This is a genomic window from Pseudomonas paeninsulae, from assembly GCF_035621475.1.
Lineage (GTDB): Bacteria > Pseudomonadota > Gammaproteobacteria > Pseudomonadales > Pseudomonadaceae > Aquipseudomonas > Aquipseudomonas paeninsulae.
In genome coordinates, this window is sequence record NZ_CP141799.1 from 3,715,101 (window position 1) to 3,735,960 (window position 20,860).

The following is a 20,860-nucleotide window of genomic DNA, read 5'->3' on the forward strand; positions in this document are numbered from 1 at the left end:
CCTTCTGACCACTATCTTCCGCGTAACCGACTTGCACTAAGGAACCACCATGAGCAGCCGCCAAGCCGAGATCGCCACCGCCCTGAACGTGGAGCCCCCCTTTGCCGACGAAACCGCCCTGCTGGCAGAGATCGAGCGGCGCAAAACCTTTATCAAGAATTGCCTGCGTAACGCGGGCCTGAAAGTACTGGTACTGGGCATCAGCGGAGGGGTCGATTCGCTGACCGCTGGACGCCTCGCGCAACTGAGCGTGGAAGAACTGCGCAACGAGACGAACGACGCCGCGTATCGCTTCATCGCCGTGCGCCTGCCTCACGGCACCCAGCACGACGAGCACGACGCCCAGGCGTCACTGCAGTTTATCCGCGCGGACGAAGAAGACACGGTGAACATCGCCGACAGCGTGTACGCACTCGGCGAGCAGGTCAGCCACCTGCAGACGCTCAGCGATGCACGTCGCGACTTCGTCGTCGGCAACATCAAGGCGCGCATGCGCATGGTCGCCCAGTTCACCATTGCCAACGCCAATAACGGCCTGGTCATCGGCACCGACCACGCTGCCGAGGCGGTGATGGGCTTTTTCACCAAGTTCGGTGACGGTGCCTGCGACCTGGCGCCGCTCAGCGGCCTGGTCAAAGGCCAGGTACGCGCCATCGCCAAGCAGCTTGGCGCACCGGAAAACCTGGCCTTCAAGGTGCCCACCGCCGACCTGGAGGAGCTGCGCCCAGGCAAGCCGGACGAAGAAGCGCACGGCGTCAGTTACGCCGAGATCGACGCGTTCCTGCATGGCCAGCCGGTTCGCGACGAGGCTTACGCCATCATCACCCGCACCTATGACAACAGCCGGCATAAGCGCGAACTGCCACTGGCGCCCTGATCACGAAGTTGCAGGCAAGAAAAAGCCGGTTTCCACGTAGTGTGAAAACCGGCTTTTTCTTGATCCAGCAGATCGATCAGGCTTTCGGCAAGGTCACGCCGAGTTGCCCCTGGTATTTACCACCGCGATCCTTATAGGACACTTCGCACTCTTCATCGGACTCGAAAAAGAGCATCTGGGCCACGCCTTCGTGGGCGTAGATCTTCGCCGGCAAGGTTGTGGTATTGGAGAACTCCAGCGTCACATGACCCTCCCACTCGGGTTCCAGCGGGGTGACGTTGACGATGATGCCGCAGCGTGCGTAGGTGCTCTTGCCCAGGCAGATGGTCAGTACATTGCGCGGGATACGGAAGTATTCGACGGTGCGGGCCAGGGCGAAGGAGTTTGGCGGAATGATGCAGACATCGCTCTTTACGTCGACGAAGCTCTTTTCATCGAAATTCTTCGGGTCGACGGTGGCCGAATTGATGTTGGTAAACACCTTGAATTCATCGGCGCAGCGCACATCGTAGCCATAGCTGGAAACACCGTAAGAGATCAGCGCCTGACTGCCTTCGGTGCGCACTTGGCGCTCGACGAAAGGCTCGATCATGCCGTGCTCTTGCGCCATGCGGCGAATCCATTTATCCGATTTGATGCTCATGGCGGGCGTCCTGATAAGCGGGTGATGAAAAAGTGAGCGCATCTTACCGGGGCCGGCCACAGGGTTCAAAGGCTGTCGACCAACGTCAGTGCGCAAGCCTAGCTTTACTTCACCCGTCGCCAAATAACAAAAAGGCCTACAGAGCGTTCGCGCTTAGCGTTAAAACCGCGTACAGTAGCGCCACTGTGCTGCATGTGTCACCGCGAATCGCTACTTGATGCCTAGATCTCGATCCAAACATCGTCCGACTCCTAGTACTCGTTGCACTCAGTCCCGGCCTGGGCTTTTCCAGGGCTGTTATTAAAAATTGTTAGGAGACATAACATGTCGAATCGTCAGAATGGTACCGTCAAGTGGTTTAACGATGAGAAAGGCTACGGCTTTATCACTCCGCAATCCGGTGATGACCTGTTCGTACACTTCAAAGCTATCCAGAGCGATGGCTTCAAGAGCCTGAAAGAAGGCCAAGCAGTGACTTTCGTGGCCACCCGTGGTCAGAAAGGCATGCAAGCTGAGGAAGTTCAGGTTGCATAACCTGATCTAACCTCGCTTGAGAAAAAGCCCCGCCATGTGCGGGGCTTTTTTGTGGGCGCTGATCCGTCGCCGACGCCGTGCGCACTAAGCGCACGGCGCTGACTCATTCAGTCCTCGCTGACTACGATGCTCGGCATGGCCTGCACCTGCCGTTCACCCTGGGCGATACGCGCGCCAACATTACGGGCGATCTCCTGATAGATCATGGCGATCTGGCTTTCCGGGTCGGCGACTGTGGTCGGCTTGCCGCCGTCGGACTGCATGCGGATGGCCATCGACAGGGGCATGGACGCCAGCAGGTCGACACCGAACTGCGCCGCCAGCTTCTCGCCACCTCCTTCACCGAACAGGTGTTCGGCATGGCCGCAGTTCGAGCAGATGTGCACCGCCATGTTTTCCACCACACCAAGCACCGGGATATTCACCTTGCGGAACATCTCCACGCCCTTCTTGGCATCCAGCAGCGCCAGATCCTGCGGCGTGGTGACGATCACCGCGCCGGACACCGGCACCTTCTGCGCCAGGGTCAGCTGGATGTCGCCAGTGCCTGGGGGCATGTCGACCACCAGATAATCCAGGTCGCCCCAGGCGGTCTGGGTGATCAACTGGATCAGCGCACCGGAGACCATTGGTCCGCGCCATACCACCGGGGTGTTTTCGTCGGTCAGAAAGGCCATCGACATGACCTCGACGCCATGGGCCTTGAGCGGCACGAACCATTTCTGATCCTTGATCTCAGGCCGCGTGCCCTCGGGGATACCGAACATGATGCCCTGACTCGGCCCATAGATATCCGCATCGAGAATGCCGACCTTGGCACCTTCGCGCATCAGCGCCAGCGCCAGGTTGGCGGCCGTGGTCGATTTGCCCACGCCACCCTTGCCCGAGGCCACCGCGATCACGTTCTTCACGTTGGCCAGGGCCGGTATTTGCTCCTGCGCCTTATGCGCCTCGATCACGCAATCGACCTGCACCTGCGCACTGTCGACGCCGTCGAGGTTTTCCAAGGCCATCTGCAGCATCTGCGCCCAGCCGCTCTTGAACAGGCCGGCGGCGTAACCCAGTTGCAGACGCACGCTGACTTTGCCGCCCTGGATATCCACTGCACGCAGACAGCCGGCGCTGACAGGGTCCTGATCAAGGTGGGGGTCGGTGTATTGGGACAGTGCAGCTTCGATCGCTGCGCGGGTGACGGACATAGAAAACTCCCAGGGAAAGACCGAGCAAAACAGGCGGGTATATTACCCCGTAGGCTACGCCGCGCGCACCGCCTCTCTGGCTCATCGTCGCCCTTGGTCGACGCCGCGCAGCCTGCCCAGACGATCCAGCGGGTGAAAAAAATCCGCGCCGCCTATATAGTTGCCGACTTCTTTCGTTATACCAGTGCAGCCGATTCCCATGAGCGAAGCCCGCAAGATTCTCGTTACCAGCGCCCTGCCCTATGCCAATGGTTCGATTCACCTTGGCCATATGCTCGAGTACATCCAGACCGACATGTGGGTGCGTTTCCAGAAGCTGCGCGGCAATCAGTGTGTGTACGTCTGCGCCGACGACGCCCATGGCTCGGCGATCATGCTGCGTGCCGAGAAAGAAGGCATCACCCCGGAACAGCTGATCGACAACGTCAAGGCCGAGCACACTGCCGACTTCGGCGACTTTCTGGTGAATTTCGACAACTACCACTCGACCCACTCCGAAGAGAACCGCGAGCTATCGGCGGCGATCTACCTGAAACTGCGTGACGCCGGGCATATCGCCACCCGCTCGGTAACCCAATACTTCGACCCGGAAAAGGGCATGTTTCTCGCCGACCGCTTCATCAAGGGCAGCTGCCCGAAGTGCGGCGCCGAGGACCAGTACGGCGACAACTGCGAGAAATGTGGCGCCACCTATGAGCCCACGGAGCTGAAGAACCCGCGCTCGGCCATCTCCGGCGCCGTACCGGAGCTGCGCGACTCCAAACACCTCTTCTTCAAGCTGCCGGACTTCGAGGCCATGCTGAAAAGCTGGACCCGTGGCGGCGCCCTGCAGGACGCGGTGGCCAACAAGATCGCCGAATGGCTGGACTCCGGCCTGAAGGAATGGGACATCAGCCGCGATGCGCCCTACTTCGGCTTCGAGATCCCCGACGAGCCCGGCAAGTACTTCTATGTCTGGCTGGACGCACCTGTTGGCTACATGGCCAGCTTCAAGAACCTCTGCGCACGCACCCCCGAGCTGGACTTCGACGCCTTCTGGGGCAAGGACTCGACGGCCGAGCTGTACCACTTCATCGGCAAGGACATCGTCAACTTCCACGCCCTGTTCTGGCCAGCGATGCTCGAAGGCGCCGGCCTGCGCAAGCCGACCGCCATCGCCGTGCATGGCTACCTGACCGTCAACGGCCAGAAGATGTCCAAGTCGCGCGGCACCTTTATCAAGGCGCGCACCTACCTGGATCATCTGAACCCGGAATACCTACGTTACTACTACGCCGCCAAGCTGGCACGCGGCGTCGACGACCTCGACCTCAACCTCGAAGACTTCGTGCAGAAGGTCAACTCCGATCTGGTCGGCAAGGTAGTCAACATCGCCAGTCGCTGCGCCGGCTTTATCCACAAGGGCAATGCTGGCGTGCTGGTCGCCGGCAACGCCGCCCCCGAGCTGACTGAGGCCTTCCAGGCCGCAGCGCCGAGCATTGCCGAAGCCTACGAGGCGCGCGACTTTGCCCGTGCCATGCGCGAGATCATGGGCCTGGCCGACCGCGCCAACGCCTGGATCGCTGACAAGGCGCCCTGGTCCCTGGCCAAACAGGACGGCAAGCAGGACGAGGTGCAGGCCATCTGCGCCCTGGGCATCAATCTGTTCCGGCAGCTACTGATCTTCCTCAAGCCGGTGCTGCCGAAACTGGCCGCCGACGCAGAAGCTTTCCTGAATGTCGCGCCGCTGACCTGGAACGACCACCAGAGCCTGCTGGCCAACCATCAATTGAACCCGTTCAGCGCCCTGCTGACCCGTATCGAGCCTGCGAAAATCGACGCCATGATCGAAGCCTCCAAAGAAGACCTGGCCGCCAGCCAGACCGACAGCGCGCCGCAAGGCAATGGAGAACTAACCAAGGAGCCGCTGGCCGCGGAAATCGCCTTCGACGCCTTCGCCGCGGTCGACCTGCGTATCGCCCTGATCGAGAAATGCGAATTCGTCGAAGGCGCTGACAAGCTGCTGCGCCTGACTCTGGATATCGGCGATGGCAAGCGCAACGTGTTCAGCGGGATCAAGAGTGCCTACCCGGACCCGAGCAAGCTGGAAGGCCGCCTGACCCTGTACGTGGCCAACCTGGCCGCGCGCAAGATGAAGTTCGGCGTGTCCGAAGGCATGGTCCTGGCTGCCGGCCCCGGCGGCGAGGAAATCTACCTGCTCAGCCCGGACAGCGGCGCCAAACCAGGCCAGCGGGTCAAGTAACGCTACTGCGGCGTATTGGCGCAGCGTGCCCCAATACGCTGCGCTAGCCTTATGCTAGCCACTCAAGGACGCTGATCCGGCTTGTGTGGCCGGATCGGCTTGTCGATAATAGACACCCCTTTTCCCACGGCCTTGCCTGTCCACCAACGGAACCCGCAATGACCGAACTCGCCTTGATCATGGTCAGCGCCATCCTGGTCAACAACTTCGTACTGGTGCAGTTCCTCGGCCTGTGCCCGTTTATGGGCGTGTCGAGGAAGATCGAGACGGCCATCGGCTTGTCCCTCGCCACCACCTTCGTCCTGACCCTGGCCGCCATGTGCAGCTACCTGGTCCAGCAATACGTGCTCAAGCCGCTGGATATCGAATTCCTGCGCACCATCAGCTTTATCCTGGTGATCGCCGTGGTGGTGCAGTTCACCGAAATGGTGGTGAACAAGACCAGTCCGCTGCTGTACCGCGTGCTCGGTATCTTCCTGCCGCTGATCACCACCAACTGCATCGTCCTCGGCGTGGCCCTGCTCAATGCCAACAAGGCCGAGTTCACCTTTATCACCGCCACCGCCAATGGTTTCGCCGCCGGGCTCGGTTTCTCCCTGGTGCTGGTGCTGTTCGCCGCCATGCGTGAGCGCATCGCCATCGCCGACGTGCCGAAAAACTTCCAGGGTGCAGCCATCGGCATGGTTACGGCCGGCCTGATGTCGCTGGCGTTCATGGGCTTTACCGGCCTGATCAAGCTATGAGCCTGTTGCTCAGCGCGGTTCTTGCCCTGCTGGCGCTGTGCCTGGTGGCCGGCGCCATCCTCGGTTTCGCCGCCGTGCGCTTCAAGGTCGAAGGCAACCCGATCGCCGAGCAGATCAACGCCTTGCTGCCGCAGACCCAGTGCGGCCAGTGCGGCTATCCCGGTTGCAAGCCCTATGCCGAGGCGATTGCCGGCGGCGACAAGATCAACAAGTGCCCACCGGGCGGCGAAGCGACCATCCAGGCACTGGCCGACCTGCTGGATGTCGAGGCTGAAGCCCTGGACGCGGTGGAAGGCGAAAAACCGCAGATGGTCGCCTACATTCGCGAGGCCGAATGCATCGGCTGCACCAAGTGCATCCAGGCCTGTCCGGTGGACGCTATTGTCGGCGCGGCCAAGCAGATGCACACGGTGATCGTCTCCGAATGCACCGGCTGCGACCTGTGCGTCGAACCCTGTCCGGTGGACTGCATCGACATGCTTCCGCTGGACAGCAGCGTGCAAAGCTGGAAGTGGAGCAAACCCCTGGCACCTGGCCAGTTGATCGCCACCGATCGGGAGCAGGCGGCATGACGGCGATGCAACCCATGGCTTGGGATATCCCCGGCGGCATTCATCCGCCGGAGCGCAAACAACTCTCCAACCGCACGCCGATCCAGCCCGCACCGTTGCCCAAGCGCCTGGTGTTGCCGCTCAACCAGCACATTGGCGCTGCGGCCGAGCCGGTGGTTAGCCTGGGCCAACGGGTACTCAAGGGCCAGCTGATCGCTGCTGCCAATGGTTTCGTCAGCGTGCCGCTGCATGCCCCGACCTCCGGCACTATCAGTTTTATCGGCCCGCAGCCTTATCCACATGTTTCCGGCATGCTTGCCCCGGCCATCGTCATCGACAGCGATGGCCTGGATCAGTGGTGCGCACTGACGCCCTGCCTGGACTACCGCCACCTGGAAAACAGCAGCCTGCTGGAGATGATTCGCCAGGCCGGGATCAGCGGCCTGGGCGGCGCTGGCTTCCCCACGGCGGTCAAGCTCAACGCGCGACCCACCCAGAAAGTCCATACGCTGGTGATCAACGGTACCGAGTGCGAGCCGTACATCACGGCCGATGACCTGTTGATGCGCGAACGAACCGAGCAGCTGATCTCCGGCATCGACATCCTTGCGCAACTGATCCAGCCCGATCAGGTGCTGATCGGCGTCGAAGACAACAAGCCTGAAGCCATCGCCGCACTGCGCACGGCCTTGAGCGAGCGCAGTTATCAACTGCGGGTCTTCCCGACCAAATACCCCTCGGGCGGCGAGAAGCAACTGATCCAGATTCTCACCGGCGTCGAAGTACCCAGCGGCGGCCTGCCGGCGGATATCGGCATCCTCTGCCAGAACGTCGGCACCTGCAAAGCCATCCACGATGCGGTGATTCTCGGCAAACCGCTGATCTCGCGCATCACCACCCTTACCGGCGAGGCTCTGGCGCAACCAATGAACGTCGAGGTGCTGCTCGGCACCCCGGTCGGCGAACTGCTGGAGTTTGCCGGCCTCGACCGCAGCAAGCTCAACCGCCTGATCATGGGCGGGCCGATGATGGGCTTTACCCTGCCCGACTTCGACGTACCGCTGATCAAGACCACCAACTGCCTGCTCGCCGCGACCAGCGCCGAATTGCCAGCGCCGCCGCCGGCCATGCCCTGCATTCGCTGTGGTGAATGCGCCGAGGTCTGTCCGGCCAGCCTGCTGCCGCAGCAATTGCATTTCTTCGCCATCGGCCAGGAACACGAGCAGCTCAAGGCGCACAACCTGTTCGACTGCATCGAATGCGGCGCTTGTGCCTATGTCTGCCCGTCGAGCATTCCCCTGGTGCAGTACTACCGTGCGGCCAAGGGCGAAATTCGCGACCTTGAACAGAAGCAGCTCAAGGCCGAGCAGTCCAAGCAGCGCTTCGAGCTGCGCCAGGAGCGCCTGCGCCGCGCCGAAGAGCAGAAAGAAGCCGAGCGCAAGGCCCGCGCCGAGAAAGCCGCCCGCGCCAAAGCCGCCCAGGCCGAAGCATCAGCGAGCACTGACGATGACGCGCAAGCAGGCAAGCCGGCCGGCCTCGGCGATGACCTGAAGAAACTCAAGATCGAAGCCAGCATGGCCCAGGTCGCACTGAAGAAGGCCGAGAAACAACTGGTGGCCCACGTCACGCCCGAGATGCAGGCCCAGGTCGACCAGCTGCGCAGTGCCGCAACAACCGCACAGCAGGCTCTGGATGCCGCCGTAGCGGCCACCCCACCCGCCGCAACAACGCCTGCGGTGGACGACGGCGGCGCCCTGAAGAAAGCCAAGATCGACGCCGCCATGCTCCGCGCCCAGCTGCGCAAGCTGGAGAAAGCCGAGGCACCAAGCCCAGAACAGCAGAACGAACTGCAACAACTGCGCGAGCAGCTACAGGCGGCAGAAAAACTGCTGGCTGAACTGGAAACCCAGGCTCCCGCCGCGTCAGCCAAACCTGTCGCCGACGACGCCCTGAAAAAAGCCAAGATCGACGCCGCCATGCTCCGCGCCCAGCTGCGCAAGCTGGAGAAACTTGAGGCGCCAAGCCCTGAACAGCAGAGCGAACTGCAACAACTGCGCGAGCAGCTACAGGCGGCAGAAAAACTGCTGGCTGAGCTGGAAACCCAGGCTCCCATCGCGTCAGCCAAACCTGTCGATGACGGTGCGCTGAAGAAAGCCAAGATCGACGCCGCCATGCTCCGCGCCCAGCTGCGCAAGCTGGAGAAAGCCGAGGCACCAAGCCCAGAACAGCAGAACGAACTGCAACAACTGCGCGAGCAGCTACAGGCGGCAGAAAAACTGCTGGCTGAACTGGAAACCCAGGCTCCCGCCGCGTCAGCCAAACCTGTCGCCGACGACGCCCTGAAAAAATCCAAGATCGACGCCGCCATGCTCCGTGCCCAGTTGCGCAAGCTGGAGAAACTTGATGCACCCAGCCCTGAACAGCAGAGCGAACTGCAACAACTGCGCGAGCAGCTACAGGCGGCAGAAAAACTGCTGGCTGAACTGGAAACCCAGGCTCCCGCCGCGACAGCCAAACCTGTCGCCGACGACGCCCTGAAAAAAGCCAAGATCGACGCCGCCATGCTCCGCGCCCAGCTGCGCAAGCTGGAGAAAGCCGGGACACCCAGCCCTGAACAGCAGAGCGAACTGCAACAACTGCGCGAGCAGCTACAGGCGGCAGAAAAACTGCTGACTGAACTGGAAACCCAGGCTCCCGCCGCGACAGCCAAACCTGTCGCCGACGACGCCCTGAAAAAAGCCAAGATCGACGCCGCCATGCTCCGCGCCCAGCTGCGCAAGCTGGAGAAAGCCGGGACACCCAGCCCTGAACAGCAGAGCGAACTGCAACAACTGCGCGAGCAGCTACAGGCGGCAGAAAAACTGCTGACTGAACTGGAAACCCAGGCTCCCGCCGCGTCAGCCAAACCTGTCGATGACGGCGCGCTGAAAAAAGCCAAGATAGAACTGGCGATGAAACGCGCTGCGCTGAAAAAAGCCGAGAAAACCGGCAGCGATGAAACCGAACTAGGCAGTCTGCGCGATGCGTTGGCCCAGGCCGAACAGGCGCTGCACACTGCCGAAGCAACATCCCGCAAGCCTGCGCCGACGCTGGTACGCACCGACAAAATCCCGACCGACGACACCACCCGCGCCCTTAAAACCGAAGTAGCCTTCGCCCGCGCCGACCTGCGCAAACTGGAACGCGACGAGAGCAGTGCCACCGATGCCCTGGCGGCAGCCCGTCAACGCCTGGTAGAAGCCGAACAGAAATTACAGCAACACGCAGGCTAACCGACACCCTGTAACCCGGATGCAATCCGGAGGCAGTGTCGAGCATGCCCGCTGGTAATACCCCGGAGTGCATCCGGGCTACGATTTTTAACAGCCTTTATGGCGGCGCACCGCGCAGCCTACGCAAGCCACTAACCGGAGTGCCAATGGCTCTGCCCCGTATCACATCGCCCCACGCCAAGGGCAGCAATCGTACCCAGCAGGTGATGCTGCAGGTACTGCTGGCCACCGTGCCGGGGATCCTGGCGCTGACCTGGCTGTTCGGCTTCGGCACCCTGACCAACCTGCTCTGGGCCAGCGCCTGCGCCCTGGGCTTCGAAGCAGCGATCCTGGCCCTGCGCCAGCGACCCCTGGGATTTTTCCTCAATGACTACAGCGCCTTGGTCACCGCGGTGCTGCTGGCCCTGGCCCTACCAGCCTATTCGCCTTGGTGGCTGACCCTGATCGCCACCGGCTTCGCCATCGTCTTCGGCAAGCAACTGTACGGCGGCCTCGGGCAGAACCCATTCAACCCGGCAATGCTCGGTTATGTAGTGGTGCTGATCTCCTTCCCAGTGGAAATGACCAGTTGGCCAGCGCCGCACACGGTCGGCCTGCTCGATGGCCTGCAGCACATTTTCGGCCTGGCCGCCCTGCCCGATGGCTGGACCCAGGCCACGGCGCTGGATGCCATCAAGATCAATAAAAGCCTGACCATGGACGAACTCTGGGCACAAAGCCCGGCGTTTGGCCGCTTCGGCGGCGCCGGGGCTGAAGCCGTCAACCTAGCCTTTCTCGCCGGTGGTCTCTATCTGCTCTACAAGCGCCTGTTCACTTGGCACGCGCCCGCGGGCATGCTCGCCTCCCTGGCCCTCATGAGCCTGCTGTTCTGGCATGGCTCGGGCTCGGATTCCAATGGCTCACCGCTGTTTCACCTGCTCACCGGCGCCACCATGCTGGGCGCCTTCTTCATCGTCACCGACCCGGTATCCGGCGCCACCAGCAATCGTGGCCGCCTGATTTTCGGCGCAGGCGTCGGCGTGCTGGTCTATGTGATCCGCGCCTGGGGCGGCTACCCGGATGCCGTGGCCTTCGCCGTGCTGCTGATGAACCTGGCAGCGCCAACCATCGACTACTACACCCGACCGCGCACCTACGGTCATCGCAAGCCGACTCGCGGCTTCAAGTTGGGAGAATAGAGAATGCTCCCGGAAATCAGCCGTTCGATGCTGAAAAACAGCCTGGTGCTCGGCCTCTTTGCCATCGTCACGGTGGGCCTGGTGACACTGATCCAGCAGGCCACCGCCACGCGGATCGAGGCCTCTGCGCGCGCCGCACAGGTCCGTGCGCTGGGCGAGATTCTCCCCCCTGGCAGCTATGACAACCACTTGCTGGATAACAGCATCAGCGTGCACGACCCCTTGCTTGGCAACCGCAGTCCGCAGCCCGCTTATATCGCCCTGAAAGATGGCCAAGCCAACGCGGTGATCCTCCAGGCCACCGCACCGGACGGTTACAGCGGTGCAATCCGCTTGCTGGTCGGTATTGGTGCAGATGGCCGCCTGGCCGGTGTGCGCGTACTCAGCCACCGTGAAACCCCAGGTCTGGGCGATAAGGTCGACCGGACGAAAAGCAACTGGATCCTGGGTTTCGCTGGCAAGTCACTCGACAATCCAGGCGAAACCGGCTGGGCGGTCAGAAAGGATCGCGGCGAGTTCGATCAGTTCGCCGGCGCCACCATCACGCCGCGCGCGGTGGTTAAAGCGGTGCATAACGCGCTGCTGTATTTCGATCAGCACCGCGCCGAACTGCTGGTCACCCGCACTACTGACGCTGCCAGCGACACCGCCTTGCAGCACAAGGCTGAGGCCGACTCCGAGGTCACCCATTCGCGCGCCGGCAGTGCCGCTAGCCGCGAGGGCGACAGCAGCGCCCCTGATGATCGAGGAACCGCGCCATGAGCAGCCCCAGCTATCGCGATATCACCCTTAACGGCCTGTGGAAGAACAACCCGGCCCTGGTTCAGCTGCTCGGTCTCTGCCCGCTGCTCGGCGTCAGCAACTCCACGGTCAATGCCCTGGGCCTGGCCCTGGCCAGTGCGGTGGTACTGATCTGCTCCAACACCGCGGTATCGCTGGTGCGCGGCGTGGTCAATACCGCCGTGCGCCTGCCCGCCTTCGTGATGATCATCGCCGCGCTGACCACCTGCATCGAGCTATTGATGCAGGCCTACACCTACGAGCTGTATCAGATCCTCGGCATCTTCATTCCGTTGATCACCACCAACTGCGTGATCCTCGGTCGCGCCGACGGTTTTGCGGCGAAGAACGATCCGGGGCGGGCCGCCTATGATGGCCTGGTGATGGGTATCGGTTTCGGCGTGGTACTGGTCATGATTGGCGCCCTGCGCGAACTGCTCGGTACCGGCGCACTATTTGCCAACATGCACTTGCTGTTCGGCCCGATCGCAGCAGATTGGCAGCTGACCCTGTTCGCCGACTACAAAGGCTTCCTCCTGGCCATCCTGCCGCCGGGAGCCTTCATCATGCTCGGCCTGCTCATCGCCGGAAAGAACCGCATCGATGAAGTGCTAACCGAACGGGCCAAGGCAAAACAGGTCGACGTGCCGGTGCAAAGCCGTCGGGTGCGGGTCACCGGAGTGATCGAGTGAACGCCGCCAAGCGCCACGAAATATTTCGTCGCCTGCATGAAGATAATCCAGAGCCAAAAACCGAGCTGGCCTACAGCTCGCCTTTCGAGCTGCTGATCGCAGTCATTCTCTCGGCCCAGGCCACCGATGTTAGTGTCAACAAGGCGACCGCCAAGCTTTACCCGGTGGCCAACACACCAGAAGCTATCTATGCCCTGGGTGTGGCAGGTTTGAGCGAATACATAAAAACTATCGGCCTGTTCAACGGCAAAGCGAAGAATGTCATCGAAACCTGCCGCCTGCTGGTCGAGCTGCACAGCAGCCAGGTACCGCAGACTCGCGAAGCCCTCGAAGCCTTGCCAGGGGTCGGCCGCAAGACCGCCAACGTGGTGCTCAACACAGCCTTTCGTCAGCTGACCATGGCGGTGGACACGCATATTTTCCGGGTCAGCAACCGCACCGGGATAGCTCCTGGCAAGAATGTGCTCGAGGTGGAAAAGCAGCTGCTGAAGTTTGTGCCCAAGGAATTTCTCCTCGATTCACACCACTGGCTGATCCTCCATGGTCGCTATGTTTGCCTGGCGCGCAAGCCGCGCTGCGGCAGTTGCCGCATCGAAGACCTGTGCGAATACAAGGACAAAACCTCGGACGATTGAGCTTTCCATCGCTCAGCGTCTGACCGATAGAAAAAATCTTTTTTACCCGCCTCGGTTTTGCGGCTATAAGGTGCGCAAATGGCCCTTGTCGCCGGGAGTGGAAAACATGAGCACTGGTAAAGAAGACCTCGAGCTCGACGAAGACTTTGTCGCAGAAGATGCAGACGATGGCGATGCCCCTGTGGAGGTTGCCAAAACCAATCTGACCAAACGGCGCGTCATCGACAATTTCCTCGACGAACGACGTTTGAACAAACAGTTGAGCGAATACGACTTCGATTTGTAGTTGCGCCAACCCCGCGTCTAGGGTCTTGCGCACCCTAGGTTGCGGATTGGTTATTTCAAGGGCGTTCGACCTTTACCGAGGATGGCAACCCATTGACTCTTGCCACAAGGCACGGGGCGTGCAGCAGGGCTAAATACTCAGCCTTCCCTGCATATAATGGCCTGCTTGATGGGGGGCTGTGACTGCCTAGCCCATCGACCGCCTTGCGCTACCTACCGGTATTAAACGTTGCTTGGCCTGGATCAGCCATCCAACCGCCCCCCCTCTCAGGTCAAGTCTTTGCAATCGACTTGCAGAATAACCGAGAAGGGTTGAGCGCTCTTCCAGCCCTATCTCGACTATCGCGAAATGGCGCAAACCCTGGGTTAGCCCTGATTAACTCCTGAGGAAGATGGAATTTATGTATATAGGACAAGCCGCCAAGCTCTCAGGGGCCACAGTCAAAAGCATTCGCCATTACGAGGATATAGGCCTCATCCCTCCGCCCCAGCGTGTTGGTAAATACCGTATCTATCGGCAGGAATGCGTCGATGTGCTGCGTTTTATCAAATGCGCCCAACAGCTCGGTTTCAAACTGAAGGAGTTGCAAGACATCCTGCGAGACTATAAAGGTTTGGATTTCCCCTGGAATCTGGCGCAACTGGAAATCACTAGAAAGAAACAAGAGCTGCTCACCCGGATTGATTCCATGCAGCAACTTTACCAAGGCCTAGTGGACTTCGAACAGAACCTGCATGGCGCAAAAGAGCAATGCCATTTTGCTCAAAACAGCGATCAAACAAAAAAGAATCTTCCCGAACTACAGAGCTAGGTCATCTGCTAGCGGTGCTGAAAAAGCCGACTGCATCGGCAGTGGTTTTTTCCGCTGGAGGCGGCCTAGACCGCCGCCTCACCAGCAGCCGGATAGCTCTCTTGCGTTACCGGCATCACCTTGGCGAAGAACCACGGCGAGATCAGCGTCACCACCAGAATGGTCATCACCTCGCTGATAAACAGCGCTAGCGCCACCAGCCCACCCATATCGATGATCGGCTTGTAGTCGGAAAACAACAGCGCCAGGAAGCCGACCGAGAAAATCACCACGTTGATCACGGTCGAGCGCCCGACACTGTGCATCGCTTCGAGTATTGCCGCGTCGATATGCATGCCGCGCTGTACGAATAGCTTGATCCGCGAGATCAGATGCACCGCGTAATCGACTACCCCAACGACCAGGAAGGTGACCAGCGCGGTGCCGATATTCAGTTCGATCTCGAACAGATACATGCAGCCGTACAGGCTGACCGAGGTGGTCAACAGGGTGAACATGCCGAGCAGGCCCAAGCGCAACGAGCGCAACCAGAACATCATCATCAAGGTAACCACCAGTAGCGCCAGGGTGAAGCTGAGCACCTGGCCGCGGGCGATTTCCTGGAGCACCCCGGTCCAGATTACCGGCGTACCCGCATGCATCGGCTTGGGTCAGTAATTGCTACAACCCCTCACCCACCTGCAAGGAGGACTCGGCGATGCCGACACTCAGTGGCAACGGCCGGCCACTGCGGCGACGGAACTCATCAGCGCCTGATTCAGGCGCTGCAACAGCTGTTCGCTGCTGTTGTAATGGCAAGCTCGTCGCCACCCAAGCGCGCCGCCACATCGCCGGAGCGAAACACGCCCTTGAGCACCTGCGCCGCATCGACCAGCATGCGATCACCACCATCATGGCCAAAGCTGTCATTGTCCCGCGTCAGGTAATCCAGATCGGCATACAGCAGCAGGCTTCGCCGCTGACGCCGCCATGCCGCCAGCAGCTCGCGTTCGGCCAATAGCAGGAAGTCGCGGCGGTTATACAGCCCGCGGTCAACTCGTCGATCAGAAAGAGCTGGCGCACGGCCTGCTCGGCGCGCTCACGCTCGGCGATCTCCGCATGCAGGCGCTGGTTGGCCTCGGCCAGTTGCGCCGTGCGCTCCTCGACCCGGCGCTCCAGCTCGGCATACACCTGGATATTCTCCAGGGCGACCGAGGTGGAGTCGGCCAGGGGTCTGCAGCATCTCGACCTCGGCCGCGCTGACCCTATGCTGCCTGGCCCAGTAGGCGCCAATAGCCCCTATGGGTTCCGGAGCACGGATAGGCACCATAACCAGGCTCTTGACGGAGGTTGGCCAATAAGCCGCATGGGGGATGCGCGGGTCAAAATAGATGTCTTCGATGACCGCGGCCTGACGGTTGAGCATGCTCCAGCCGCTGATGCAGGCCTGCAGGGGGAAACGCTGCCCCTCCACAAGGGGCTGATGGCGCCATAGGCCCCGACCAGTTCACGCGCCGCATGGCGAACCACCGGCGCAACAAGCAACCAGGCGCTTTGCCAAGGACAGCTCCTGCACGGACTGGATCAGCCTCCGTGCATAGTTCTCGCTCGTCATGGAACACCCTGTCTGACGAGCTATATAGCTATGAAATAGCTAAGTCTTTACTGATACGGAATAGCAGTTCTCAGTCTGCACGCCGCGGCGATAACAGCTCGATTTTGTAGCCGTCCGGGTCTTCGACGAAGGCCAGGATACTGCTGCCGTGCTTCATCGGCCCCGGCTCGCGGGTGATCTTGCCGCCACGGGCACGGATGTCGTCACAGGCCTTGTACACATCCGCCACTTCCAGGGCGATGTGACCGTAACCAGTACCCTGCTCGTAGGTGTCGACGCCCCAGTTATGGGTCAGCTCGATCACGCTGTTGTGCGCTTCGTCACCGTAGCCGACGAAGGCCAGGGTGAACTGGCCGTCCGGATAGTCCTTGCGCCGCAACAGGGTCATGCCCAGCACGTCGGTGTAGAAGGCGATGGATTTATCCAGATCGCCGACTCGCAGCATGGTGTGCAGCAGTCTCATCAGGTTTCTCCTCATTCCTGGCCGTTGGTAACGGTCTGTAGAAAGCACAACCCCGGCCAGTGGCCGGGGTTGGCGAGCGCTTTACGGGAGCGAGTTTGCTCGCGATCACTCACGAGCAGATACACCGCTCACGTTATCAGAGCAGCTTACGGCCCTTGCCCGCCGCGATCCGCATGCGCAGCGCGTTGAGCTTGATAAAGCCACCGGCATCGGCCTGGTTGTACGCGCCGCCGTCTTCTTCGAAGGTGGCGATATTGGCATCGAACAACGAATCGTCGGACTTGCGCCCGGTGATGATCACGTTGCCCTTGTACAGTTTCATGCGTACCACGCCGTTCACGTTGGCCTGGGAAGCGTCGATCATCTGCTGCAGCATCAGACGCTCTGGGCTCCACCAGAAGCCGTTGTAGATCAGGCTGGCGTATTTCGGCATCAGCTCGTCTTTCAGATGCGCGACTTCGCGATCCAGGGTAATCGACTCGATGGCGCGGTGGCCCTTGAGCATGATAGTGCCGCCGGGGGTCTCGTAGCAGCCACGTGACTTCATGCCGACATAGCGGTTTTCGACTATGTCCAGACGGCCGATGCCGTTCTCGCCGCCGATGCGGTTCAGCTCGGCCAATACGGTAGCCGGGCTCAGCTCCTTGCCGTCGATGGCGACAATGTCACCGGCGCGGTAGGTCAGCTCGATATAGGTCGCAGTGTCCGGCGCAGCTTCAGGGGACACCGTCCACTTCCACATGTCTTCTTCATGCTCGGTCCAGGTGTCTTCCAGCACGCCGCCTTCATAGGAGATGTGCAGCAGGTTGGCATCCATGGAGTACGGCGACTTCTTCTTGCCGTGGCGCTCGATCGGGATTTCGTGCTTGGCGGCGTAGTCCATCAATTTCTCGCGCGACAGCAGATCCCACTCGCGCCATGGGGCGATGACTTTCACACCTGGCTTGAGCGCGTAGGCGCCCAGTTCGAAACGTACCTGGTCGTTACCCTTGCCGGTGGCACCATGAGAGATGGCGTCGGCGCCGGTCTCGTTGGCGATCTCGATCAGGCGCTTGGCGATCAGCGGACGGGCGATGGAGGTGCCCAGCAGGTACTCGCCTTCGTAGACGGTGTTGGCGCGGAACATCGGGTAGACGAAGTCGCGGACGAATTCTTCGCGCAAGTCGTCAATGTAGATTTCCTTGACGCCCATGGCCTTGGCCTTGGCGCGTGCCGGCTCGACTTCCTCGCCCTGGCCGAGGTCGGCGGTGAAGGTCACCACTTCGCAGTTATAGGTGTCTTGCAGCCACTTGAGGATCACGGAAGTGTCCAGGCCACCGGAATATGCCAGGACTACCTTGTTTACGTCGGCCATGCCAATCAACTCCACGGGGTTGTTCGGGAAAACCCGTGATTCTACTGGTCACGCAAGATGATTTACAGCACTGCGACAGTCTGTGACGACGAAGCGGCACAGCCGGCAGTCGGCCCGCCCCACTCGCAGCGATTGAGAGCGCCGCTGCAGGTAGCGCTACAGCGGGGTTTCAGGCGTTTCATCCGCCTCGGCAACCCGGGCCAACCCCATGGTTACCCGGCGATTCTTCGCCCGATTGGCCTGACTGTTATTCGGCGCCAGCGGGTAACGCTCGCCATGAAAGCGCAAGGTGATCTGCTCGGCCGACACGCCATTGGCTTGCAGATACTCCATCACCGCCAGGGCGCGTCGCCGCGACAGATCACGATTGGTCAGGCGATTGCCGCTGTTATCGGCATGACCGTCGAGCTGGATACGATTGACGCTGGGGTCGGCCTTGAGATAACTCAGAATGATGTCCAGCTTGGCCTTGGCCTGCGGCGCCAAGTCCACACCCCCGCCTGGGAAGCCGACATGGGATTGGCGGATTTGTTCGAAATTGACCGGCAACAGCTTGGCCGTACACGCCAGGTAATCGTTGTAGGCCTTGCGAAACCTGACCGGCAGCAAGCGCACTTCAAGGCTATCGCCAGCCTGCCGGGTGCGATGGCGGATCAACGGGCTACGCCCCTCAAGCAAGCCGGTGAGCAGACGACTGGCCTGCTCCTGAGTGCTACTGAAAGGCATCTCCCCGTCGCCAACCCTGACCGCCCCCAGGTTGATATCGCCGCGCCCTGGCTGCCAAGGGGCAGCAGCCGCCAGCAGCGTTGCCGAACCGACGCCCAGCCAGCGTTCAGGTACCTGCAGATTAAAGGTCGCCTGCTCGCCAGCCCGGCGCACGAAGATTCCTGCACCGAAGTCGGTGATCGGCTGGCTCAGGCGGCACTCGAACTGATCACCCGCAACCGCCCACTCGACCTTTTCCAAACGGGTCTGGAAGGTGATGGCTAGCGCTGGCTGACTGGCCAACAAGCACAATAGGGCGAGTGAGGACGAACGCACGGAAGACTCCAGGAAATACCACGTACCCCCTGACTATCGGTGCCGCCGGGCAAAACTTGAGGCTTACATTGAGCCAGCAGGCTCAGCGAAACCGGCGCGCGCACCTGGATTTCCGTTTGCACGGTTGTTCGACCTGGTTTTAACCGCGACAGCTCATCGCACACGAGCCGCTTTCGGCGTGCCCTGACAGGGCTTTTCCGGTAGCATTCCCGGCACGTTATGCCCGCCTGGAAACATCCATGACCGACCACCTCACTTTGCTGCGTCCCGACGACTGGCATATTCACCTGCGCGATGGCGCCGTGCTGCCACACACAGTCGCAGACGCCGCCCGGACCTTCGCCCGCGCCATCATCATGCCCAATCTGGTACCGCCGGTACGCAATGCCAGCGAGGCCGATGCCTACCGCCAGAGGATTCTCGCCGCACGCCCGGCAGGCAGTCGTTTCGAGCCCTTGATGGTGCTTTACCTCACCGACCTGAGCAGCCCGGCCGATGTGCGCGCCGCCAAGGCCTCGGGCTTTGTGCATGCCGCCAAACTCTACCCGGCCGGTGCCACCACCAACTCCGATTCCGGCGTGACCAGCATCGACAAGATCTTCCCGACCCTCGAAGTCATGGCCGAAGTCGGCCTGCCACTGTTGGTGCACGGCGAAGTGACGCGCAGTGAAGTCGATGTATTCGACCGCGAAAAATTCTTTATCGACGAGCAACTGAGCCGGGTGGTCGAGCGCTTCCCTACCCTCAAGGTGGTGTTCGAGCACATCACCACCCGCGACGCAGTCGAGTTCGTCAATGCCGCATCGGCCAACGTCGGCGCAACCATCACCGCCCATCACCTGCTGTACAACCGCAACCACATGTTGGTTGGCGGTATCCGCCCGCACTTCTACTGCCTGCCGATTCTCAAGCGCAACGTGCACCAGGAAGCCCTGCTCGACGCCGCCACTAGCGGCAACCCGAAATTCTTCCTCGGTACCGACTCGGCGCCACATGCACGGCACGCCAAGGAAGCCGCCTGCGGTTGCGCCGGTTGCTATAGCGCCTATGCCGCCATCGAGCTGTATGCCGAGGCGTTCGAGCAGCGTAATGCCCTGGACAAACTCGAAGCCTTCGCCAGCCAGCATGGCCCCGACTTTTACGGCCTGCCGCGCAACAGCGAGACCATCACCCTGATTCGTCAAGACTGGGTCGTACCTGGCGAACTACCGCTGGGCGATCAAACCGTAATCCCGCTGCGCGCTGGTGAAAAACTGCGCTGGCGCCTGCTGGAGGAAAACGAGTGAGCGGCGAACATTTCGACACCGAACTGGATCACCCTAATGCCGGCAGCGGCTCGCGTCATCCGATGGCGGAACGCTTTCGCGGCTACCTGCCGGTCGTGGTGGACGTGGAAACCGGCGGCTTCAATTGCGCCACCGATGCCCTGCTGGAAATCGCCGCCACCACCATCGGCATGGATGAAAGCGGCTTCCTCTACCCCGAGCACACCCTGTTTTTCCGCGTCGAGCCCTTCGCCGGCGCCAATATCGAACAGGCGGCCCTGGACTTCACCGGGATCAAACTCGATCATCCGCTGCGCATGGCCGTCAGCGAAGAACACGCGCTGACCGAGATCTTCCGTAGCCTGCGCAAGTCGCTGAAATCCAACGGCTGTAAGCGGGCGATCCTGGTGGGGCATAACAGCAGCTTCGACCTCGGCTTCCTCAATGCCGCCGTCACGCGCTGCGACATGAAGCGCAACCCCTTCCACCCCTTCTCCAGCTTCGACACCGCCACCCTCGCCGGCCTTGCCTACGGTCAGACCGTACTGGCCAAAGCCTGCCAGGCCGCCGATATCGACTTCGATGGCCGCGAAGCCCACTCGGCGCGCTACGACACCGAAAAAACCGCCGAACTGTTCTGCGGCATCGTCAACCGCTGGAAGGAAATGGGCGGCTGGCACGACTTCGACGACTGAAACCT

The 20,860-nt window shown here is 61.2% G+C and carries 22 protein-coding genes and 1 pseudogene; 14 read left to right on the top strand and 9 right to left on the bottom strand.

Annotated features, from left to right (window positions below; genetic code table 11):
• Nucleotides 1-49: 49 nt before the first annotated feature.
• A complete protein-coding gene (gene nadE / locus VCJ09_RS17135; RefSeq protein WP_324731315.1) occupies nt 50-877 on the top strand; it encodes an ammonia-dependent NAD(+) synthetase in 828 nt (275 codons plus the stop codon).
• A gap of 76 nt (nt 878-953) precedes the next feature.
• Here nadE and dcd read toward each other — a convergent pair whose 3' ends face one another.
• Nucleotides 954-1,520 carry a dCTP deaminase gene (gene dcd / locus VCJ09_RS17140; RefSeq protein ID WP_079202732.1) on the bottom strand — a complete coding sequence of 189 codons (567 nt, stop codon included), beginning with the start codon at nt 1,518-1,520 and terminating at the stop codon, nt 954-956.
• 324 nt (nt 1,521-1,844) lie between these two features.
• On the opposite strand from dcd, the gene VCJ09_RS17145 reads away from it, so the two are divergent.
• Entirely contained in the window at nt 1,845-2,054 is a 210-nt protein-coding gene (locus tag VCJ09_RS17145) for a cold-shock protein (RefSeq protein ID WP_079202733.1), read from the top strand.
• Between the two features lie 107 nt (nt 2,055-2,161).
• Here VCJ09_RS17145 and apbC read toward each other — a convergent pair whose 3' ends face one another.
• Nucleotides 2,162-3,253: an iron-sulfur cluster carrier protein ApbC gene (gene apbC, locus VCJ09_RS17150; protein WP_324731316.1), complete on the bottom strand. Its 1,092-nt coding sequence runs from the start codon at nt 3,251-3,253 to the stop codon at nt 2,162-2,164.
• Between the two features lie 199 nt (nt 3,254-3,452).
• On the opposite strand from apbC, the gene metG reads away from it, so the two are divergent.
• The 10 genes from metG to VCJ09_RS17200 all read left to right on the top strand — a co-directional run bounded on the left by metG (nt 3,453) and on the right by VCJ09_RS17200 (nt 14,443).
• Nucleotides 3,453-5,495 carry a methionine--tRNA ligase gene (metG, locus tag VCJ09_RS17155; protein WP_324731317.1) on the top strand — a complete coding sequence of 681 codons (2,043 nt, stop codon included), beginning with the start codon at nt 3,453-3,455 and terminating at the stop codon, nt 5,493-5,495.
• Between the two features lie 158 nt (nt 5,496-5,653).
• A complete protein-coding gene (rsxA, locus tag VCJ09_RS17160) occupies nt 5,654-6,238 on the top strand; it encodes an electron transport complex subunit RsxA (protein ID WP_079202736.1) in 585 nt (194 codons plus the stop codon).
• The gene (gene rsxB, locus VCJ09_RS17165; RefSeq protein ID WP_324731318.1) at nt 6,235-6,810 is read left to right on the top strand and encodes an electron transport complex subunit RsxB; all 576 of its coding nucleotides are present in this window, start codon (nt 6,235-6,237) and stop codon (nt 6,808-6,810) included. Before rsxA ends, rsxB begins: the two co-directional genes overlap by 4 nt.
• Nucleotides 6,807-10,061 (top strand): electron transport complex subunit RsxC, encoded by a 3,255-nt coding sequence (gene rsxC / locus VCJ09_RS17170; protein WP_407692977.1) that lies wholly within the window; start codon nt 6,807-6,809, stop codon nt 10,059-10,061. Before rsxB ends, rsxC begins: the two co-directional genes overlap by 4 nt.
• A gap of 146 nt (nt 10,062-10,207) precedes the next feature.
• A complete protein-coding gene (gene rsxD / locus VCJ09_RS17175) occupies nt 10,208-11,239 on the top strand; it encodes an electron transport complex subunit RsxD (RefSeq protein ID WP_324731319.1) in 1,032 nt (343 codons plus the stop codon).
• A gap of 3 nt (nt 11,240-11,242) precedes the next feature.
• Nucleotides 11,243-12,001 carry an electron transport complex subunit RsxG gene (rsxG, locus tag VCJ09_RS17180; protein WP_324731320.1) on the top strand — a complete coding sequence of 253 codons (759 nt, stop codon included), beginning with the start codon at nt 11,243-11,245 and terminating at the stop codon, nt 11,999-12,001.
• Entirely contained in the window at nt 11,998-12,711 is a 714-nt protein-coding gene (locus tag VCJ09_RS17185; protein WP_324731321.1) for an electron transport complex subunit E, read from the top strand. The genes rsxG and VCJ09_RS17185 overlap by 4 nt, the downstream gene beginning before the upstream one ends.
• Nucleotides 12,708-13,346: an endonuclease III gene (gene nth / locus VCJ09_RS17190; protein ID WP_324731322.1), complete on the top strand. Its 639-nt coding sequence runs from the start codon at nt 12,708-12,710 to the stop codon at nt 13,344-13,346. Before VCJ09_RS17185 ends, nth begins: the two co-directional genes overlap by 4 nt.
• A gap of 106 nt (nt 13,347-13,452) precedes the next feature.
• A complete protein-coding gene (locus VCJ09_RS17195) occupies nt 13,453-13,632 on the top strand; it encodes a PA3496 family putative envelope integrity protein (protein WP_324731323.1) in 180 nt (59 codons plus the stop codon).
• A gap of 400 nt (nt 13,633-14,032) precedes the next feature.
• Entirely contained in the window at nt 14,033-14,443 is a 411-nt protein-coding gene (locus VCJ09_RS17200; RefSeq protein WP_324731324.1) for a MerR family transcriptional regulator, read from the top strand.
• A gap of 65 nt (nt 14,444-14,508) precedes the next feature.
• On the opposite strand, the pseudogene VCJ09_RS17205 reads toward VCJ09_RS17200, so the two are convergent.
• The 7 genes and pseudogenes from VCJ09_RS17205 to VCJ09_RS17235 all read right to left on the bottom strand — a co-directional run.
• A pseudogene (locus tag VCJ09_RS17205) lies at nt 14,509-15,081 on the bottom strand (MMPL family transporter); the annotation flags it as partial.
• A 119-nt stretch (nt 15,082-15,200) separates the two neighbouring features.
• On the bottom strand, nt 15,201-15,440 hold the full coding sequence (locus tag VCJ09_RS17210) for a diguanylate cyclase (protein WP_324731325.1): 240 nt from the start codon (nt 15,438-15,440) through the stop codon (nt 15,201-15,203).
• Nucleotides 15,362-15,613, bottom strand: a complete 252-nt coding sequence (locus VCJ09_RS17215; protein WP_324734741.1) for a hypothetical protein — start codon at nt 15,611-15,613, stop codon at nt 15,362-15,364. Before VCJ09_RS17215 ends, VCJ09_RS17210 begins: the two co-directional genes overlap by 79 nt.
• Nucleotides 15,522-15,896: a GAF domain-containing protein gene (locus VCJ09_RS17220; protein WP_324731326.1), complete on the bottom strand. Its 375-nt coding sequence runs from the start codon at nt 15,894-15,896 to the stop codon at nt 15,522-15,524. The genes VCJ09_RS17215 and VCJ09_RS17220 overlap by 92 nt, the downstream gene beginning before the upstream one ends.
• 211 nt (nt 15,897-16,107) lie before the next feature.
• Nucleotides 16,108-16,500: a lactoylglutathione lyase gene (gloA, locus tag VCJ09_RS17225; protein WP_324731327.1), complete on the bottom strand. Its 393-nt coding sequence runs from the start codon at nt 16,498-16,500 to the stop codon at nt 16,108-16,110.
• Nucleotides 16,501-16,636: 136 nt separating this feature from the next.
• On the bottom strand, nt 16,637-17,854 hold the full coding sequence (locus VCJ09_RS17230) for an argininosuccinate synthase (RefSeq protein WP_079202759.1): 1,218 nt from the start codon (nt 17,852-17,854) through the stop codon (nt 16,637-16,639).
• Nucleotides 17,855-18,010: 156 nt separating this feature from the next.
• Nucleotides 18,011-18,895: a flagellar protein MotY gene (locus tag VCJ09_RS17235; RefSeq protein WP_324731328.1), complete on the bottom strand. Its 885-nt coding sequence runs from the start codon at nt 18,893-18,895 to the stop codon at nt 18,011-18,013.
• Nucleotides 18,896-19,134: 239 nt separating this feature from the next.
• Here VCJ09_RS17235 and pyrC point away from each other — a divergent pair, with 239 nt between their 5' ends.
• Entirely contained in the window at nt 19,135-20,181 is a 1,047-nt protein-coding gene (gene pyrC, locus VCJ09_RS17240; RefSeq protein WP_324731329.1) for a dihydroorotase, read from the top strand.
• Nucleotides 20,178-20,855, top strand: a complete 678-nt coding sequence (gene rnt / locus VCJ09_RS17245) for a ribonuclease T (RefSeq protein WP_079202762.1) — start codon at nt 20,178-20,180, stop codon at nt 20,853-20,855. Before pyrC ends, rnt begins: the two co-directional genes overlap by 4 nt.
• Nucleotides 20,856-20,860: the final 5 nt, after the last annotated feature.

What these genes read in the sequence shown, in the direction of transcription:
- rsxG (WP_324731320.1), top strand. Translation starts at nt 11,243, where the DNA reads ATGCTCCCGGAAATCAGCCGTTCGATGCTGAAAAACAGCCTGGTGCTC.
- rsxB (WP_324731318.1), top strand. Translation starts at nt 6,235, where the DNA reads ATGAGCCTGTTGCTCAGCGCGGTTCTTGCCCTGCTGGCGCTGTGCCTG.
- rsxA (WP_079202736.1), top strand. Translation starts at nt 5,654, where the DNA reads ATGACCGAACTCGCCTTGATCATGGTCAGCGCCATCCTGGTCAACAAC.
- nadE (WP_324731315.1), top strand. Translation starts at nt 50, where the DNA reads ATGAGCAGCCGCCAAGCCGAGATCGCCACCGCCCTGAACGTGGAGCCC.
- metG (WP_324731317.1), top strand. Translation starts at nt 3,453, where the DNA reads ATGAGCGAAGCCCGCAAGATTCTCGTTACCAGCGCCCTGCCCTATGCC.
- VCJ09_RS17185 (WP_324731321.1), top strand. Translation starts at nt 11,998, where the DNA reads ATGAGCAGCCCCAGCTATCGCGATATCACCCTTAACGGCCTGTGGAAG.
- gloA (WP_324731327.1), bottom strand. Translation starts at nt 16,500, where the DNA reads ATGAGACTGCTGCACACCATGCTGCGAGTCGGCGATCTGGATAAATCC.
- pyrC (WP_324731329.1), top strand. Translation starts at nt 19,135, where the DNA reads ATGACCGACCACCTCACTTTGCTGCGTCCCGACGACTGGCATATTCAC.
- VCJ09_RS17145 (WP_079202733.1), top strand. Translation starts at nt 1,845, where the DNA reads ATGTCGAATCGTCAGAATGGTACCGTCAAGTGGTTTAACGATGAGAAA.
- VCJ09_RS17195 (WP_324731323.1), top strand. Translation starts at nt 13,453, where the DNA reads ATGAGCACTGGTAAAGAAGACCTCGAGCTCGACGAAGACTTTGTCGCA.
- rsxD (WP_324731319.1), top strand. Translation starts at nt 10,208, where the DNA reads ATGGCTCTGCCCCGTATCACATCGCCCCACGCCAAGGGCAGCAATCGT.
- dcd (WP_079202732.1), bottom strand. Translation starts at nt 1,520, where the DNA reads ATGAGCATCAAATCGGATAAATGGATTCGCCGCATGGCGCAAGAGCAC.
- VCJ09_RS17230 (WP_079202759.1), bottom strand. Translation starts at nt 17,854, where the DNA reads ATGGCCGACGTAAACAAGGTAGTCCTGGCATATTCCGGTGGCCTGGAC.
- VCJ09_RS17200 (WP_324731324.1), top strand. Translation starts at nt 14,033, where the DNA reads ATGTATATAGGACAAGCCGCCAAGCTCTCAGGGGCCACAGTCAAAAGC.
- apbC (WP_324731316.1), bottom strand. Translation starts at nt 3,253, where the DNA reads ATGTCCGTCACCCGCGCAGCGATCGAAGCTGCACTGTCCCAATACACC.
- rsxC (WP_407692977.1), top strand. Translation starts at nt 6,807, where the DNA reads ATGACGGCGATGCAACCCATGGCTTGGGATATCCCCGGCGGCATTCAT.